Here is a 14,873-nt window from a genome sequence, read left to right as displayed (position 1 = left end):
AGTCCGGCTACATGACCAAGGACCTCGCGCTGCTGGTTGGCGCCGAGCAGAAGTGGCTCTCCACCACCGGCTTCCTCGACAAGATCGACGAGAACCTGAAGAAGGCGATGGCAGCTTAAACAAAGCGTCATCAACATCTAGGATCAGAGCCCGGCCTCAAGGCCGGGCTCTTTTTGTTTGGGAGGAAGAATGGTCGAGAAACAGGAACCCGCGATGACCGGCGGCTGCCAGTGCGGCGCCGTGCGCTATGCGCTGATGTCCGAGCCGACCCATGCCAGCATCTGCCATTGCCGCATGTGCCAGAAGGCCTTCGGCAGCTACTTCGCGCCGCTCACCGGCGTGCCGCGCGGGGATCTGGTTTGGACGAAGGGGAAGCCCGGGATCTTCAAGAGCTCGGAGGCGGTGGAGCGCGGGTTCTGCCGGGATTGCGGCACGCCGCTGACTTTCTCTTACGTGGAGCGCGACCGCATCACCGTCTCCATCGGCAGCCTCGACGAGCCGGGCCGCATCACGCCCGAGATCCAGTACGGCATCGAGAGCATGATCCCCGTTTTCGAGAGGCTGCACACGCTGCCCGGCGAGCGGACGGAGGACGGCGCGTCACCTGATGAGTTAAGGAGAATGGCCTCGCGACAGCATCCGGATCACGACTGAGGGTTTTCCGAACCCCTCCGTCGTTCCGGGATACGCGGCTGAGCCTTAGATGTGCGCTCTCCAGAGCAAAGAACATGGATAGGGACGAACTGCCTGGGTTTTGAAACCTAGTGACCGCTGATGCATTGATCCATCGAACCTTTGCCGGACGCAGCACCTGCGGCCGGGTCCAGGAACGGGAGGAGACGCTGTGGTTGCCCTATCCCACCTAGGTGTTTCGAGGCCGCTTCATCCCCTTCATGCCATCCTTCTCGCTTTTCCGCTGCCTCTGTTCCTGGGCGCGCTGATCAGCGACTTCGCTTATCGGTCGAGCTTCCATATCCAATGGGCCAATTTCTCGTCCTGGCTCATCGCCGGCGGACTGTTTGTCGGCGCCTTCGCGGTGCTCTGGGCGCTGATCAATCTCTTTCGCCGGGGACCGGCTAGCAAGGGGCGACTGGTCGTCTATTTCGTCGTGCTGCTCGCCACGTGGGGGTTCGGCTTCGTCAACGCTCTCATTCACGCGAAGGATGCTTGGGCGACCATGCCGGAGGGTCTCTACCTCTCGGCGATCACGACGCTCCTGGCCCTCGTCGCAGCCTGGATCGGTTACTCCGGGTTTCATCGCGCAGGAGAGGTGAAATGATCCGCTCGTCCCTCCTGATCGGCACCCTGGCTCTCGCCCTTGCCGCCTGCAACGGCGAGCCCGAACCGCCGCAATATGGCGCCAGTCCGAACCTGCCCGAGCCGCAGCGCGGCCTGTTGCCATCCATGAAGATCCCGCGGCCGGCCCAGTGGGGGAACGATCTTCCGAAGGTACCGCAGGGATACAAGATTCAACCCATCGCCACGGATCTCAAGATCCCGCGCCAGACCATCGTCCTGCCCAATGGCGACATCCTGGTGGCCGAGGGGTCCGGCGGCAATGCCCCGACCCTGCGCCCCAAGGACCTGATCGCGGGCTTCATCAAGAGCCTCGGCAAGAGTTCGGTGAAAGGCGGCGACCGGCTGACGCTGCTGCGCGACGCCGATGGCGACGGCACCTACGAAATGCAGGGGGTCTTCGCCGACAAGCTCAACGCGCCCTATGGCCTCGCGCTGGTCAACGGCTCGATCTATGTCGCCAACCAGGATGCCCTGGTGCGCTTCGCCTATCAGGACGGGCAGACCCAGGCGAGCGGGCCGCCGGTGAAGGTGGCGGATCTGCCGGCCGTGATCAATCATCACTGGACAAAGGCCATGACCGCCAGCGCGGATGGGCGCTTTCTCTATGTGGGCATCGGCTCCAACAGCAACATCACCGAGCGCGGGATGGACGCCGAGGAAGACCGGGCGATGGTCTGGCAGATCGATTCCCAGACGGGCGCGCACAAGCCTTACGCGACCGGCCTTCGCAACCCCACGGCCCTCACCGTTCAGCCCGGTTCTGGCCAGCTTTGGGCGGTCGTGAACGAACGGGACGAGATCGGCCCCAACCTCGTTCCGGACTACCTGACATCCTTGCAGGAGGGTGGTTTCTACGGTTGGCCCTACAGCTATTGGGGCCAGAATGTCGATCCGCGCGCGCAGCCGCAGGATCCCGAGAAGGTCGCGGCAGCGATCCGCCCCGATTATGCCCTGGGATCGCACGTGGCGGCGCTTGGCGTCTCCTTCTCGACTCCGGCCATGGGCGAGAATTTCGCCGATGGCGTGTTCGTCGGCGAGCATGGCAGCTGGAACCGCAGCGTGCCGGTCGGCTACCGGGTGATCTTCGTGCCGTTCCGCGATGGAAAGCCTGCCGGTGAGCCGATCGACTTCGTGTCCGGCTTCCTGGTCGACGACGGCAACACCCGGGGACGGCCGGTCGGGGTGACGGTGGATCCCCGCGGCGCCCTGATTGTCGCCGACGACCTGTCGAATACGATCTGGCGCGTGACCAGAGCTAGTCCCTGAGCCGCAGCTTCGGCGCTCTTCTCGTCAGGCGATCCGGATCGGCTTTTCGCCGTCCGAGATGATGCATCTCGTTAGGCGGCTGTCAGAGCCGCCTCGATGGCCGCGAGTGCTGCTTCCGCCTGGGCACCGTCGGGGCCGCCGGCCTGGGCCATGTCGCGGCGTCCGCCGCCGCCCTTGCCCCCGAGCTTTTCGGAGCCCACGCGCACGAGGCTGACCGCATCGTACTTGTCGGTCAGGTCTTCGGTGACGCCGACCACGATGCCCGCCTTGCCGTCATCCCCCACACCGATGATGGCAACCACGCCGGAACCGAGGCGCTTCTTGCCCTCGTCAGCGAGGCTCTTGAGGTCCTTCATCTCGACGCCCTTGACCGCGCGGGCCATGAGCTTGATGCCGGCCACGTCCTTCACGGGATCACTGCCACCGGACGCACCGCCGCCCATGGCGAGCTTGCGGCGCGCCTCGGCGAGATCGCGCTCCAGCTTGCGGCGCTCCTCGAGGAGCGCGCTCAGACGCGAAGAGACCTCGTCCACGGGGGTCTTGAGAAGGTTTGCCACCTCGCGCAAGCGGCGGCTTTCATCAGTGAGGTAGCGGCGGGCGGCATCGCCCGTCATGGCTTCGAGGCGGCGGACGCCTGAGGCGACCGCGCTCTCGCCCACTATGGTAACGACGCCGATGTCGCCCGTGCGGTTCACATGGGTGCCGCCGCAGAGCTCGATGGAGAAGGTCTTGTTGTCGTCGGCCTTGCCCATGGACACGACACGGACCTCGTCGCCGTACTTCTCTCCGAAGAGCGCGCGGGCGCCGGATTCGATGGCCTCGTCAACAGCCATGAGCTTGGTCACGACCGGCTCGTTCTGGAGCAGCACCTTGTTGGCGATCTCCTCGACCCTGGCGAGCTCCGCATCATCGATGGGCTTCGGGTGGCTGAAGTCGAAACGCAGGCGGTCGGGCGCCACGAGCGAGCCCTTCTGGGCCACGTGATCGCCGAGCACCTGGCGCAGGGCCTCATGCAGGAGATGGGTCGCCGAGTGGTTGGAGCGCACGGCCAAGCGGCGCTCATGATCGACGAGCAGCTCCAGGGACTGGTTCTGCTTCAGGGAGCCGTGCTCCACGGTGACGTGATGCACGAACAGGTCGCCGAGCTTCTTCTCGGTGCCGGTCACGAACACCCGGGCGCCCTCGCCCTGCATGGTGCCAGTGTCGCCGACCTGACCGCCGGACTCGCCATAGAAGGGGGTCTGATTGAGCACCACGAGGCCGCTCTCGCCGGCCTTCAGCTCCTGCACCTCCTGGCCGTCCTTGAGCAGCGCCAGGACGATGCCCTCGGCGGTCTCGGTGTCGTAGCCCAGGAACTCGGTGGCGCCGGTGCGCTCCTTCACCGAGAACCACACGGTCTCGGTCGCCGCCTCGCCTGAGCCCGACCAGGCTGCACGGGCCTTCTCGCGCTGACGCTGCATGGCGACATCGAAGGCCTCCATGTCAACGCCGATGCCGCGCGGCTTCAGGGCATCCTGCGTGAGATCGAGCGGGAAGCCGTAGGTGTCGTAGAGGGTGAAGGCCGTATCGCCGTTGAGGTTCTGCCCTTCGCCGAGATCGCGGGTCTCCTCGTCGAGAATGATGAGGCCGCGCTCCAGGGTCTTGCGGAAGCGGGTTTCCTCGAGCCGCAGGGTCTCGACGATCAGCGCCTCGGCGCGGATGAGTTCGGGATAAGCCAACCCCATTTCGCGCACGAGAGCCGGCACGAGGCGGTACATGATCGGGTCGCGCGCGCCGAGCAGCTGCGCGTGACGCATGGCGCGGCGCATGATGCGGCGGAGCACGTAGCCGCGGCCCTCGTTCGAGGGCAGCACGCCGTCGGCCACGAGGAAGCAGGAGGTGCGCAGGTGATCGGCGATCACCCGATGCGAGACCTTGCGGTCGCCCTCCGGCACCACGCCGGTGGCATGGGCCACCGCGTCGATGAGGGTGCGGAACAGGTCCGTGTCGTAGTTCGAATGCACGCCCTGCATGATCGCGGCGATGCGCTCCAGGCCCATGCCGGTGTCGATGGAGGGCTTCGGAAGAGCGATGCGGTTGCCGGGCTCGATCTGCTCGTACTGCATGAACACGAGGTTCCAGAACTCGAGGAACCGGTCGCCATCTTCCTCCGGGCTGCCGGGAGGGCCACCCCAGAGCTTGTCGCCCTGGTCGATGAAGATTTCCGAGCACGGGCCGCAGGGGCCGGTGTCGCCCATCTGCCAGAAATTGTCCGAGGTCGGAATGCGGATGATCTTGGAATCCGAGAACCCGGCGATCTTCTTCCACAGGTCCGCCGCCTCGTCGTCCGTATGGTAGACGGTGACGAGGAGCTTGTCCTTCGGCAGGTCGAACTCCTTGGTGATCAGGTTCCAGGCGAGCTCGATGGCGCGCTCCTTGAAGTAGTCGCCGAAGGAGAAGTTGCCGAGCATCTCGAAGAAGGTGTGGTGGCGCGCCGTGTAGCCCACATTGTCGAGATCGTTGTGCTTGCCGCCGGCCCGCACGCATTTCTGCGAGGTCGCCGCCGTGCTGTAGGGGCGCTTCTCGGCACCGGTGAACACGTTCTTGAACTGCACCATGCCGGCGTTCGTGAACATGAGTGTCGGGTCGTTGCGCGGCACGAGCGGGCTCGATGCCACCACCTCATGGCCATTCTTGGCAAAGTAATCGAGGAAGGTCGACCGGATTGCGTTGATTGACCGAAGTTCGTTGGCGCCGCTCATGGGTTCTCAAGCTCAAGGATAAGGCTTTTCAGGGCCCGAAAAGGTATGATGGTGGCCGGTTTTAGCCGCCTACGCCCGCGCTGTCGAGGCGGCGTTTCGGCAGTTAAAGCGAATAGGCCCGCAGGGGGTGCTTCGGCTCCTCCCCATGCCGACAGCCTTGCGAAAGCCGACGAAGGCGTTGTTGTGTCCGGGTGCCTTGGTGGTAATCTCGCTTTGGCCGTTGCGGCCTCGGATCTACCGGTATTTTTCTTATGGCTCTTCATTTAGCGGCCGTTTTCCGGCCAGCATGGGTCAAACCCGCTCCTGAACTTCTACGCCGCTTCATGGGTGTGGTCTGCCTAGGCATTGGCTTCCTCGGCAGTCCCGCCGTGGCTCAGGGCAATGAGCGGGAGTGGCATCTGACAGCCTATGGCAGCCAGTGGGTCGATGCCGATCTGCTGGAGATCCCGGAGCGTTCCTTGACCAGCCGCCTGAGGTCTCAGGACGCCTACTTCGTCGGGGCCGGCCTTTCGCGCGTCATCGTCCCGTCCTTCTCCATTCCGCTGCTGGGAACGGATTTTGCGTTTCACGGCAACCGGATCGAACTTGAGGGACAGGTCCTGCGCCATTTCGGTGACCAGAGCCACTGGGAGGGCACGATCGCGCTCATGTTCCGGACGGGCCAGATCCCGCTCTTCGGCGGACTGAGCGTCAATCTGGCGTTCGGCGAGGGCCTCTCCTATGCCTCGGAGCGGCCGAGGCTCGAGGGGAGCGTCCGCGTCGAGCCGAGCCGTTTCCTGAACTACCTCGCCTTCGAGGCTGAGTTCTCTCATAAGTCCCTGCCCGGCGTGTATTTCGTTCCCAAGATCCACCATCGCTCCGGGATCTTCGGGCTCATCGCAGAGCGAGAATCCGGCTCGAACTTCATCGGTGCCGGGATCCGCGTGGACCTGCGGTAGCTGGCCGTCAGCCCTGCCACTCCTCAAACGAAAAGGCCGCCGCGATCTCTCGCGACGGCCTCTCTTTGCCCTTGAAGGAGAGCAAAAACTTATTCATCGGAGCCTTCATCCAGGTCTTCGGCAGTCGGGGTCGCCTGCTCCAGGATGCGGTCGGCGAGCAAGCCGGCATTCTGGCGGATGAGCCCCTCGATCTTGTCCGCGACCTCCGGGTTGTCGCGCAGGAACTGCTTCGAGTTCTCACGACCCTGGCCGAGGCGTTGGCTGTCATAGGAGAACCAGGCGCCGGATTTCTCGACGATGCCGGCCTTGACGCCGAGATCGATGAGCTCGCCCACCTTGGACACGCCCTCGCCGAACATGATGTCGAACTCGACCTGCTTGAAGGGCGGAGCGACCTTGTTCTTGACGACCTTCACGCGCACCGAGTTGCCGATCGGATCGTCACGATCCTTGAGCGTCGAGACACGGCGAATGTCGAGGCGCACGGAGGCGTAGAACTTCAGGGCGTTGCCGCCCGTGGTCGTCTCGGGGCTCCCGTACATGACGCCGATCTTCATGCGGATCTGGTTGATGAAGATCACCATGGTCTTCGACCGGGAGATCGAGCCGGTGAGCTTGCGCAGGGCCTGGCTCATCAGGCGCGCCTGGAGGCCCGGCTGCACGTCGCCCATCTCGCCATCGAGTTCGGCCTTCGGGGTCAGGGCCGCCACGGAGTCGATGACAAGCACGTCGATGGCACCAGAGCGAACCAGGGTGTCGCAGATCTCAAGCGCCTGCTCGCCGGTATCGGGCTGGGAGATCAGGAGATCGTCCAGGTTGACGCCGAGCTTGCGGGCATAGACCGGGTCAAGCGCGTGCTCCGCGTCGACGAAGGCGCAGACGCCGCCCTTCTTCTGGGCTTCGGCAATGGTGTGCAGCGCCAGCGTGGTCTTACCAGAGGATTCCGGCCCGTAAATCTCGATGACGCGGCCGCGCGGCAAGCCGCCGACGCCGAGCGCGATATCGAGGCCGAGGGAACCCGTCGAAACAGTTTCGATCTCCACTGGCTGCTGGCCCTTGCCGAGCCGCATGATCGAGCCCTTGCCGAAGGCACGCTCGATCTGGGAGAGCGCCGCGTCGAGAGCTTTCGTTTTTTCTTTGTCCATTGATGAACTTTCCACCAGTCTCAGGGAGGACTGTGACATGACCTAACATCCTTATGGCAGGAGGAAGAGTGAATCTCAACGCGGTGTTGAGAGAATATATGTACTCACTTTGTTCCCCTGTACAAGTTCTTTTTTCGTTCTCATTTGGGGATTCACAGCTCCTGCGCCGGGCACGATGCCGCAGGGTTAAGGAACAGTTAAATCAGCCACTTACCGCTCTATGGTCTGCTTCACCGTTTCCACCAGCTGACGCAGGCTGAAGGGCTTGGGCAAGAAGTTGAACTCCTCCCCTTCGGGCAGGTTCTTGCGGAAGGCTTCCTCTGCATAGCCGGAGACGAAGATCACCTTGAGATCCGGGTAGAGCTTGCGCAACTCGCCTAACAAGGTCGGGCCGTCCATTTCGGGCATCACCACGTCGGAGACTACAAGGTCGACGGGCGCGCCGCGCTGCTCGATGATCTCCATGGCCTCGACACCGGAGGCTGCCTCCAGCACCGTGTAGCCGCGGGCGGAGAGCGCGCGGGCATTCACGGCGCGCACGGGGTCCTCGTCCTCTACCAGGAGAATTGTGCCCTCCCCGGTCATGTCGGCAGCCGGCTTCTTGGCCACCTCGGGCTTCACCTCCTCGGGGACCTCCTGCACGGCCGGAATGTGCCGCGGCAGGTAGATCCGGAAGGTCGTGCCCTCCCCCGGCCTCGAATCCACGTCGATGTAGCCGCCAGACTGCTTGACGATGCCGAACACGGTGGAAAGCCCCAGGCCCGTGCCCTTGCCCACTTCCTTGGTGGTGAAGAACGGCTCGAAGATCTTCTCGATGATTTCTGGCGTCATGCCGGAGCCCGTATCGGACACTTCGACCATGACGTAATCGGCCGCCGGCATGGCGCTCACATTGAGCCGCTCAGCCTCGGCTGCAGTGACGTTCACTGTCCGGATCGCGAGCTTGCCGCCGCCCGGCATTGCATCGCGAGCATTCACCGCGAGGTTCACCACCACCTGCTCGAATTGATTGACGTCCGCCTTCACGAACCAGAGATCGCGACCGTGATTGAGGTCCAGCGCCACGCGCTCGCCCAGGAGGCGCTTGAGCAGCATGGAGAGATCATAGAGCTGGTCGTTGAGGTTCAGCACCTCCGGCCGCAGGGTCTGGCGGCGCGAGAAGGCAAGCAGCTGTCGCACGAGGCCCGCGGCCCGGTTCGCGTTCTGCTTGATCTGCATGATGTCCTGGAAGGACGGATCCGTTGGCCGATGGTTGGCGAGCAGCAGGTCGCTGTAGCCGATGATGGCCTGCAGCACGTTGTTGAAGTCATGCGCTACGCCGCCGGCGAGCTGTCCGACCGCGTTCATCTTCTGAGCCTGCGCCAACTGCTCCTCGACCTTGCGGAAGTCGGTGGTGTCGAGGGCGTAGAGGATCGCCGTCTCTCCGTCCGCGCCGGTATCGCCGACAGGGGTGACCCAGACACGAACCGAGCCGCCGCTCTCAGCCGCGGTCTGCAGTTCAAGGGGCGGAATGCCCCCCCTATTCTCGGCCGCCGCCTTGAGGGCTGCCTCGATGGCGTCGCGCTCACGGAAGATATCGGGAATCGAAGCGCCGTCTGCGCCATTATCGCCCGTACGCGGCAGCGCGCCGAAGAGCCTGGAGAACGGCGCATTGGCATGGACGATCCGGCCTGCGCGGTCGACGGTCGCGATGGCAATGGGGGTGTTGTTGAAGAAGCGCGCGAAGCGCACCTCCGCCGCGCGCTGCCCTTCGTCGACGTCTCCTCCGGCCGAGCGGTTGAGAACGAGGGTGCGCGATGCACCCATGCGGCCGTCCTGGCCGAATGCGATACGGTGATACAGGCGCACCGGCAGGAACTGACCGTTGCGGCGGCGCAGGTCGAGATCGAAGGTTTCGGTGCGCACGCTGCCCGGCTCGCCGGAGAACGACGTCATCATCGATGCCACGTCGCCCGGCACGACATCGGAAAGGCTCAACCCGCCAGAACCAACCTGCGCGAGATCGTAGTCGAGCCAGGACGCGAGCGTCGCATTCAGATAGATAACGGAACCGCCGGGATCGACCGACAGGAATCCTGCGGGTGCATGATCGAGATAGTCGATGGCATGCTGAAGTTCCTGGAAGACGTTCTCCTGGCGCTCACGTTCATGAGTCACTTCGGAAATGGCCCAGAGTGCCGCCTGCCGCCCCTTGGGGCGCGGAACAGGCCGCACGCGCACCCGGTACCAACCGAATTCCCGCGCATTGTTGAGCGATGGAGACAGGCGGATCTCCTCCGTGCCCGTGCGATGCTCGCGCGCCGCCTGCGCCAGCCGGTAGATAGCCTCCGACACTTCGGGCGTACCGATGAACAGGCGCTCGACCGGCAGCACCTCGCCGCCCTGCAATCCGGCGGAAGCGAGATAGGCTTCGTTGGCGTAGGCGATGCGCCCGTCATCCTCGACCACCACGAGTCCGTCCCCGGAAGTGTCGGCCATCAGTTTGGTGATATCGTTGCGGGCGGTCTGACCGGAGAACTGAACGACACCGATCGCCATTGCGAAGAGGAAAAAGACGCCCGCCATGGCGAAGAACGCCAGAAGTCCGAGGATCAAAGGTTGGGCTTGTTCGATGCCGAGAAAACGCAGGCTCAACGTTGCGCCGACGAGAAGGCCAGCCAGGAGCAGCACCCATCCGATATGGCCGTGACGGTCGGAGCGGTCGATGGCCGAACCCTTTGGCGTATCGCCTTCGTAAGCCATAGAATGTCAACATCCTCAACGGAGGCGGATGTGCCTCACGACACCGGCTGCAGGGTTGCGGCCAACCGCTCAATCTGTTCCGATCATATTACACGGTATTTATTGATCGACCTCTAAGGCGCCATCGCCAACGGATGCAAGGGCCAGTCCAGGCGATGCAGGTCTCGACGATGAGAGCCGTCACAGGAATCCTTATTTTCCTTGATGTAAGGGCCGTCGGCCCCATCTTGGACGGATCACAGAGAGCTTTTCCTGTGCTTTCAGCCCCATGCCGAAGCCGGATCGCGTTAACCATCTGTTAACCTTGCCGGTGGCTTTGGCGGTCAATGTGGTACAACCAACACAGAAGTGGCCTGCGAGGGCCAGTCAACGTTTGAGAGTTCATCGTGTCATCTCTTTTCGGTCTCGAAGCACCGCGGGCAGTTCAATTTGCAATCGCCTTCGCGATCATTTTGATCCTGCTCGTGCTCTTAGGGCTCGTCCTGCGCAAAGTATGGGGTGGCCGCCTGATCATGCCTGGCAGCGATCGCGGCGGTCGCAGCCGCCAGCCGCGGCTGGGCATCGTGGATGTGTATGATCTCGACCGGCAGCGGCAGCTTCTTCTGCTCCGCCGGGACAATGTCGAGCACCTCCTCCTTATCGGCGGCCCCAACGATGTGGTGATCGAGACCAACATCGTCCGCGTTGCCGGCGCGCGCATTCCCGCTCCTTCGGTCGACATGGGTGCCGAGCGCTTCGAGCCCTCGCTGGATCAATCGCCTCGCGCGCCACAGGTTGAATCCAATGGAAGGCCTTCCATCGAGAGCCAGCTCGCCGCCCAGCTTGGGGCCTTCGTGCGCCGTCCGTCGGAGGAATCCGACAGCGAGGAGGAGCTCTCCCCGGTCGCCCAGGTCAGCGCACCGGTTCCGGCCCATCCCGAACCGGTCCTGAAGCCGGATGCCGTTGCAGTTTCCGCGTCTCCCTCAATTCAGGGCCTGCGCGCCGAGGCGAGAACCCCGATATTTCAGAACACGCCTCCCGCACCACCCCCGCCTCCCCCAGTGGAGCGCCCCGAGCCGCGCCCTCAATTCACCCCTCCGCCCTTCCAGTCGCGTGCAACCCCTGTGCCGCCGGCCCCGCCGGCAGCACAGCAGCCCGAGCCCATCAGGCCTCCTGAGCCGGCAGCGAGCGAGCGGTCCGCTCCCGATGCCAGCCTCCTCTCAGATATGGCAAAGCAGCTCGAAGAGGCCCTGAAGCGCCCGGCAAACCCCGTCTCTCCGCCGGCGGCTCCTCCGCAGGCCTCGGTCATCGTGGCATCGCCGACCGTGCATGAAGACATCAGCGATGAGGAAGCCCCTCCTGTCGAGCCGACCCCGGCTGAGGAGGAACCCGTCACGTCCTATGACGAGCCCGTAGAGGAAGAGGATCCGGTCGAGGAGCTTGAAGCCCCCGCCCCAGACCAGCCTGCGCCGCCCGTCGAGCCGGTCCGAACAGCTCCGCCGCCGCCTCCCGCGTCAGCTCCTCTTCCACCTCAGGCCAAGGAACCAGCCTCCGAACAGAAGGCAGCCGACCCGTTCTCCGTCGAGGATATTGAAGCGGAATTCGCCCGCCTGCTGGGACGTCCGCTCGACCCGAACAAGAAGGGGTGAGGCTGGAATCCCTCCCCTGACGACCAAAGAAAAAGGGCTCCGCCAGCGGAGCCCTTTTTGATGTTTAAAGCAGGCCGGGATCAGTCGTCCCGGTAGACCCGCTCGTTGCGCTCGTGGCGCTCCTGCGCCTCGAGGGAGAGCGTCGCGATAGGACGGGCCTCCAGGCGCTTGAGGGAGATCGGGTCGCCCGTCTCCTCGCAATAGCCGTAAGAGCCGTCCTCGATCCGCGCGAGCGCGGCATCGATCTTGGCGATCAGCTTACGCTGACGATCCCTGGCGCGAAGCTCGATGGCGCGGTCCGTTTCCGAGGAGGCGCGATCCGCAAGGTCAGGATGATTCTCGTTCTCGCTCTGCAGCGTCGCGAGAGTTTCCTGAGCTTCCTTGAGGATGTCGTGCTTCCAGCGGATCAGCTTGCGCCTGAAATACTCCCTCTGCCGTTCATTCATGAAAGGCTCGTCTTCTGTTGGACGGTAGCCTTCATCAATCACGCTATCTGTCATGTTCAGCCGTTCTTCCCCGATGAACCGTGGCGCCCCTATATAGGCAAGGAGGGACCGCGACAACGAGATTAAGCGTCATCGATTTGTCTAATGGGCCCCGACACCCCTTAAGAGCCTTGGATAGGCTCAAGCCGAACGATATGTCGCACCGTCAGGAGGCGGCTGCCTCTGCCCGGCTGATCAGCTCTCCCGCGACATCGCCGATCTTGGGCGCTTCCTCGCGGATGAAGGGGAGCGGCCGGCAGACGGACAGGGCGGCCAAGCCGAACCGGGCGGTCATGAGCCCGTTCAGCACCCCCTCGCCAAGCTTGGCGGATATTCGCGCCGCAAGCCCCAGGCCCAGCACCTGCTGCATGAGGCTGTCGCCGACCGCCACGCCTCCAGTGACCGCAAGGTGGTTGAAGGCCGCCTTGGCGAGCCGCAGGAAGCCGAGGAAGCCCGGCCTGCCGCCATAGATCCGGGCCAAGGTCCGCAGAAGCCGCACCGCCGCGAAGATCACGAACGCCACATCGACGATGGCGCGGGGGCTCACGGCCGTGACAAGCGAGACCTGCCTTGCCGCCCCGGCGATGGCGCGCTTGGCCTGCATATCGAGGGGTGCAAGCAGCTCGCGCTCCGCAATCGCGAGGCGGTCATCCGCGTCGATGATCTCGTCGGTGAGCCCCTTGAGACGGGCGTTCCCCTGCGCGGCCGCGGTCCGGCCGCCATAAAGGCTGATGAGATCCGACACGATGCCCTTCGCGGCCTTGTGGTCCTTGACGGCCAGCGCGTCGACCGCCGCCTCGCGCAGGCTCTCGATCTTCTGCTCACGCCAGATCCCTGAAATCTCGCGCCCGATGATGGCCAGGAAGGCCATCACGGCCAGCACGGCGAGGGCGAGCGCCAGCCAGCCCAGCCACGGCGCAACGCGGTAGAGATCGACGACCAGGTTCTCGACCGCGAGGCCCAAGCCCAGCAGAAGGAGTCCCGACAGGGCAGACAAAAGAATGCCGAGCCAGGGCGCCCGGCGCTTCCCGCCCATCGGCACCACGACGCCGTCGGCGGCCTCGATGGCATCGAAGGGCTCCTCCGTGACCTGCACGGCGCCGGCGGTGATGTTGGGATGGTCGAGGCGATAGGCGCGAGGTTGGCGGCTCATGAGAAGCGATCCCCCAGCAGGAACTCAAGGGCCCGGTCGAGGCGGATGTGGGGCATCTTGGCCATGCGGCCTGCCGCGTCGACCGGCAGCTTTGGCGGACGGAAACGCGGGAACCGGAACGAGCCCGGCGGCACAGCCCCCTGAAACACCGCCTCGGCACTCTCGGGCAGCTCGCCCGGAAAGATCGCGGCTTCCGCCTCCCCGTCGAAGATCTCATCACCGACCCGTTCGCCCGCCTCCGGAATTCCGGCAACGGCCCGCAGGGTCTCGCGCCCCTCGCGGATGGTGGTCTCCCGGGTGGCACGCACGGAGGCGAGCGCCACCGTGCCCACCCGCGCACCGGCAGCCTCGGTCCGGCGCGAGGCCCGGTTCACAAGCATGCGCAGGATGGCGTCGAGCCGGTCATGATCCGTATGATGGATGTGATCGGCCTTGGTGGCTGCGAACAGAACCCGGTCGGCCCGGGGCGAAAACAGTCGCGACAGGAGCGTGTTGCGACCGGTGCGGAAGGCCATGAGCACCTGATCCAGCGCCTCCTCCAGTTCGGCGAGCGCCACAGGTCCCGCATCGATGGCGGCGAGCACGTCGACCAGCACGATCTGGCGGTCGATGCGCTGGAAATGGTCGCGGAAGAACGGCCGGACCACATGGGTCTTGTAGGCCTCGAAACGCCGCTCCATCAGGGCCGCAAAGCTCCCCGCCGCGATGGGTTGGCCCTGGGGCAGATCGAGCGGTCCGAAGGTGAGCGCCGGGGATCCTGCAAGATCGCCCGGCATGAGGAACCGCCCCGGCGGAGTCGTCGCCACCGCTTCCGAGCCTGCACGTAACGCCGTGAGGTATTCCTTGAAGGCTTCGCTTGCCCTCGACGCGAGCATCTCGTCGGAAGCACCTGACGGATCGAGGGTTTTCAGTGCCTCATGCCAGTGGCCCGCCACCGGGGCGCGGTCGCGCTTGCGGCTCGCTTGAATCGTCTGGCGGGACCATTCCGCATAGCCTGCATCGAGAAGCGCCAGATCGAGCAGCCATTCGCCCGGATAATCCACGATGTCGAGGGCAAGCGAAGCCGGACCCGTGCGCCAGCCGGCCTTGCGCTCGTATTCAACGTCCACCCGCAGCTCGCTGATCCGCTTGGTGGATTGGGGCCAGCGGCGGCTCTCGGTGAGGGCCGCCATGTGCTCCTCATAAGGGAAGCGCGGCACCGCATCGTCCGGCTGATGCGCCAGTTGCGCCCGCCGGATGCGGCCTTCGGCCGAGGCCCGGAAGGCCGGCAGGTTCGTGCCCCGGGTCAGGTGATGCACGAGAGCCGTGGTGAAGACGGTCTTGCCGGAGCGGGCAAGGCCCGTGACGCCAAGGCGGAGGGAGGGCTGGACCAGCTGGCCGGAGGCCTCCCAGATCGATTGCGCAGCAGACCCGGCGCGGGAGGCGAGATCGGTGATGACGGACACGAAGATGAACCTAATGCTCTCAAGCCAAGCT

At 64.6% G+C, this 14,873-nt stretch carries 11 protein-coding genes; 5 read left to right on the top strand and 6 right to left on the bottom strand.

What is annotated here, in order from left to right; genetic code table 11:
- Positions 1-189 precede the first annotated feature (189 nt).
- The 3 genes from VB618_RS13550 to VB618_RS13540 all read left to right on the top strand — a co-directional run bounded on the left by VB618_RS13550 (position 190) and on the right by VB618_RS13540 (position 2,565).
- Complete coding sequence (locus VB618_RS13550; protein ID WP_329797199.1) at positions 190-654, top strand: GFA family protein; 465 nt, start codon at positions 190-192, stop codon at positions 652-654.
- Positions 655-844: 190 nt separating this feature from the next.
- Complete coding sequence (locus VB618_RS13545; RefSeq protein WP_329797198.1) at positions 845-1,279, top strand: DUF2231 domain-containing protein; 435 nt, start codon at positions 845-847, stop codon at positions 1,277-1,279.
- Entirely contained in the window at positions 1,276-2,565 is a 1,290-nt protein-coding gene (locus tag VB618_RS13540; RefSeq protein ID WP_329797197.1) for a PQQ-dependent sugar dehydrogenase, read from the top strand. The genes VB618_RS13545 and VB618_RS13540 overlap by 4 nt, the downstream gene beginning before the upstream one ends.
- Positions 2,566-2,636: 71 nt before the next feature.
- Here VB618_RS13540 and alaS read toward each other — a convergent pair whose 3' ends face one another.
- Positions 2,637-5,306, bottom strand: a complete 2,670-nt coding sequence (alaS, locus tag VB618_RS13535; protein WP_329797196.1) for an alanine--tRNA ligase — start codon at positions 5,304-5,306, stop codon at positions 2,637-2,639.
- Positions 5,307-5,674: 368 nt separating this feature from the next.
- Between alaS and VB618_RS13530 the strand changes: the two genes are divergently transcribed.
- Complete coding sequence (locus tag VB618_RS13530; RefSeq protein ID WP_329797195.1) at positions 5,675-6,244, top strand: hypothetical protein; 570 nt, start codon at positions 5,675-5,677, stop codon at positions 6,242-6,244.
- 89 nt (positions 6,245-6,333) lie between these two features.
- Here the strand turns inward: VB618_RS13530 and recA are convergent, their stop codons facing one another.
- A complete protein-coding gene (gene recA / locus VB618_RS13525) occupies positions 6,334-7,428 on the bottom strand; it encodes a recombinase RecA (RefSeq protein WP_329797194.1) in 1,095 nt (364 codons plus the stop codon).
- A 171-nt stretch (positions 7,429-7,599) separates the two neighbouring features.
- The gene (gene cckA / locus VB618_RS13520; protein ID WP_329797193.1) at positions 7,600-10,131 is read right to left on the bottom strand and encodes a cell cycle histidine kinase CckA; all 2,532 of its coding nucleotides are present in this window, start codon (positions 10,129-10,131) and stop codon (positions 7,600-7,602) included.
- 386 nt (positions 10,132-10,517) lie between these two features.
- On the opposite strand from cckA, the gene VB618_RS13515 reads away from it, so the two are divergent.
- A complete protein-coding gene (locus VB618_RS13515; RefSeq protein ID WP_329797192.1) occupies positions 10,518-11,759 on the top strand; it encodes a hypothetical protein in 1,242 nt (413 codons plus the stop codon).
- 80 nt (positions 11,760-11,839) lie between these two features.
- On the opposite strand, the gene dksA is transcribed toward VB618_RS13515, so the two are convergent.
- The 3 genes from dksA to VB618_RS13500 form a co-directional block, all read right to left on the bottom strand.
- A complete protein-coding gene (dksA, locus tag VB618_RS13510; protein ID WP_036350657.1) occupies positions 11,840-12,259 on the bottom strand; it encodes an RNA polymerase-binding protein DksA in 420 nt (139 codons plus the stop codon).
- A 151-nt stretch (positions 12,260-12,410) separates the two neighbouring features.
- Positions 12,411-13,397, bottom strand: a complete 987-nt coding sequence (locus VB618_RS13505) for a YcjF family protein (RefSeq protein WP_329797191.1) — start codon at positions 13,395-13,397, stop codon at positions 12,411-12,413.
- Positions 13,394-14,842 (bottom strand): YcjX family protein, encoded by a 1,449-nt coding sequence (locus VB618_RS13500; protein ID WP_329797190.1) that lies wholly within the window; start codon positions 14,840-14,842, stop codon positions 13,394-13,396. The genes VB618_RS13505 and VB618_RS13500 overlap by 4 nt, the downstream gene beginning before the upstream one ends.
- Positions 14,843-14,873 lie beyond the last annotated feature (31 nt).

Source organism: Microvirga sp. CF3062 (genome assembly GCF_036314045.1).
Taxonomy (GTDB): domain Bacteria; phylum Pseudomonadota; class Alphaproteobacteria; order Rhizobiales; family Beijerinckiaceae; genus Microvirga.
The sequence above is the reverse complement of the archived record's forward strand: the minus strand, read 5'-3'. Positions and strand labels throughout refer to the sequence as shown.

Coding starts and splice junctions, on each gene's coding strand:
- VB618_RS13550 (WP_329797199.1), top strand. CDS start 190: ATGGTCGAGAAACAGGAACCCGCGATGACCGGCGGCTGCCAGTGCGGC.
- VB618_RS13540 (WP_329797197.1), top strand. CDS start 1,276: ATGATCCGCTCGTCCCTCCTGATCGGCACCCTGGCTCTCGCCCTTGCC.
- alaS (WP_329797196.1), bottom strand. CDS start 5,306: ATGAGCGGCGCCAACGAACTTCGGTCAATCAACGCAATCCGGTCGACC.
- recA (WP_329797194.1), bottom strand. CDS start 7,428: ATGTCACAGTCCTCCCTGAGACTGGTGGAAAGTTCATCAATGGACAAA.
- cckA (WP_329797193.1), bottom strand. CDS start 10,131: ATGGCTTACGAAGGCGATACGCCAAAGGGTTCGGCCATCGACCGCTCC.
- dksA (WP_036350657.1), bottom strand. CDS start 12,259: ATGACAGATAGCGTGATTGATGAAGGCTACCGTCCAACAGAAGACGAG.
- VB618_RS13505 (WP_329797191.1), bottom strand. CDS start 13,397: ATGAGCCGCCAACCTCGCGCCTATCGCCTCGACCATCCCAACATCACC.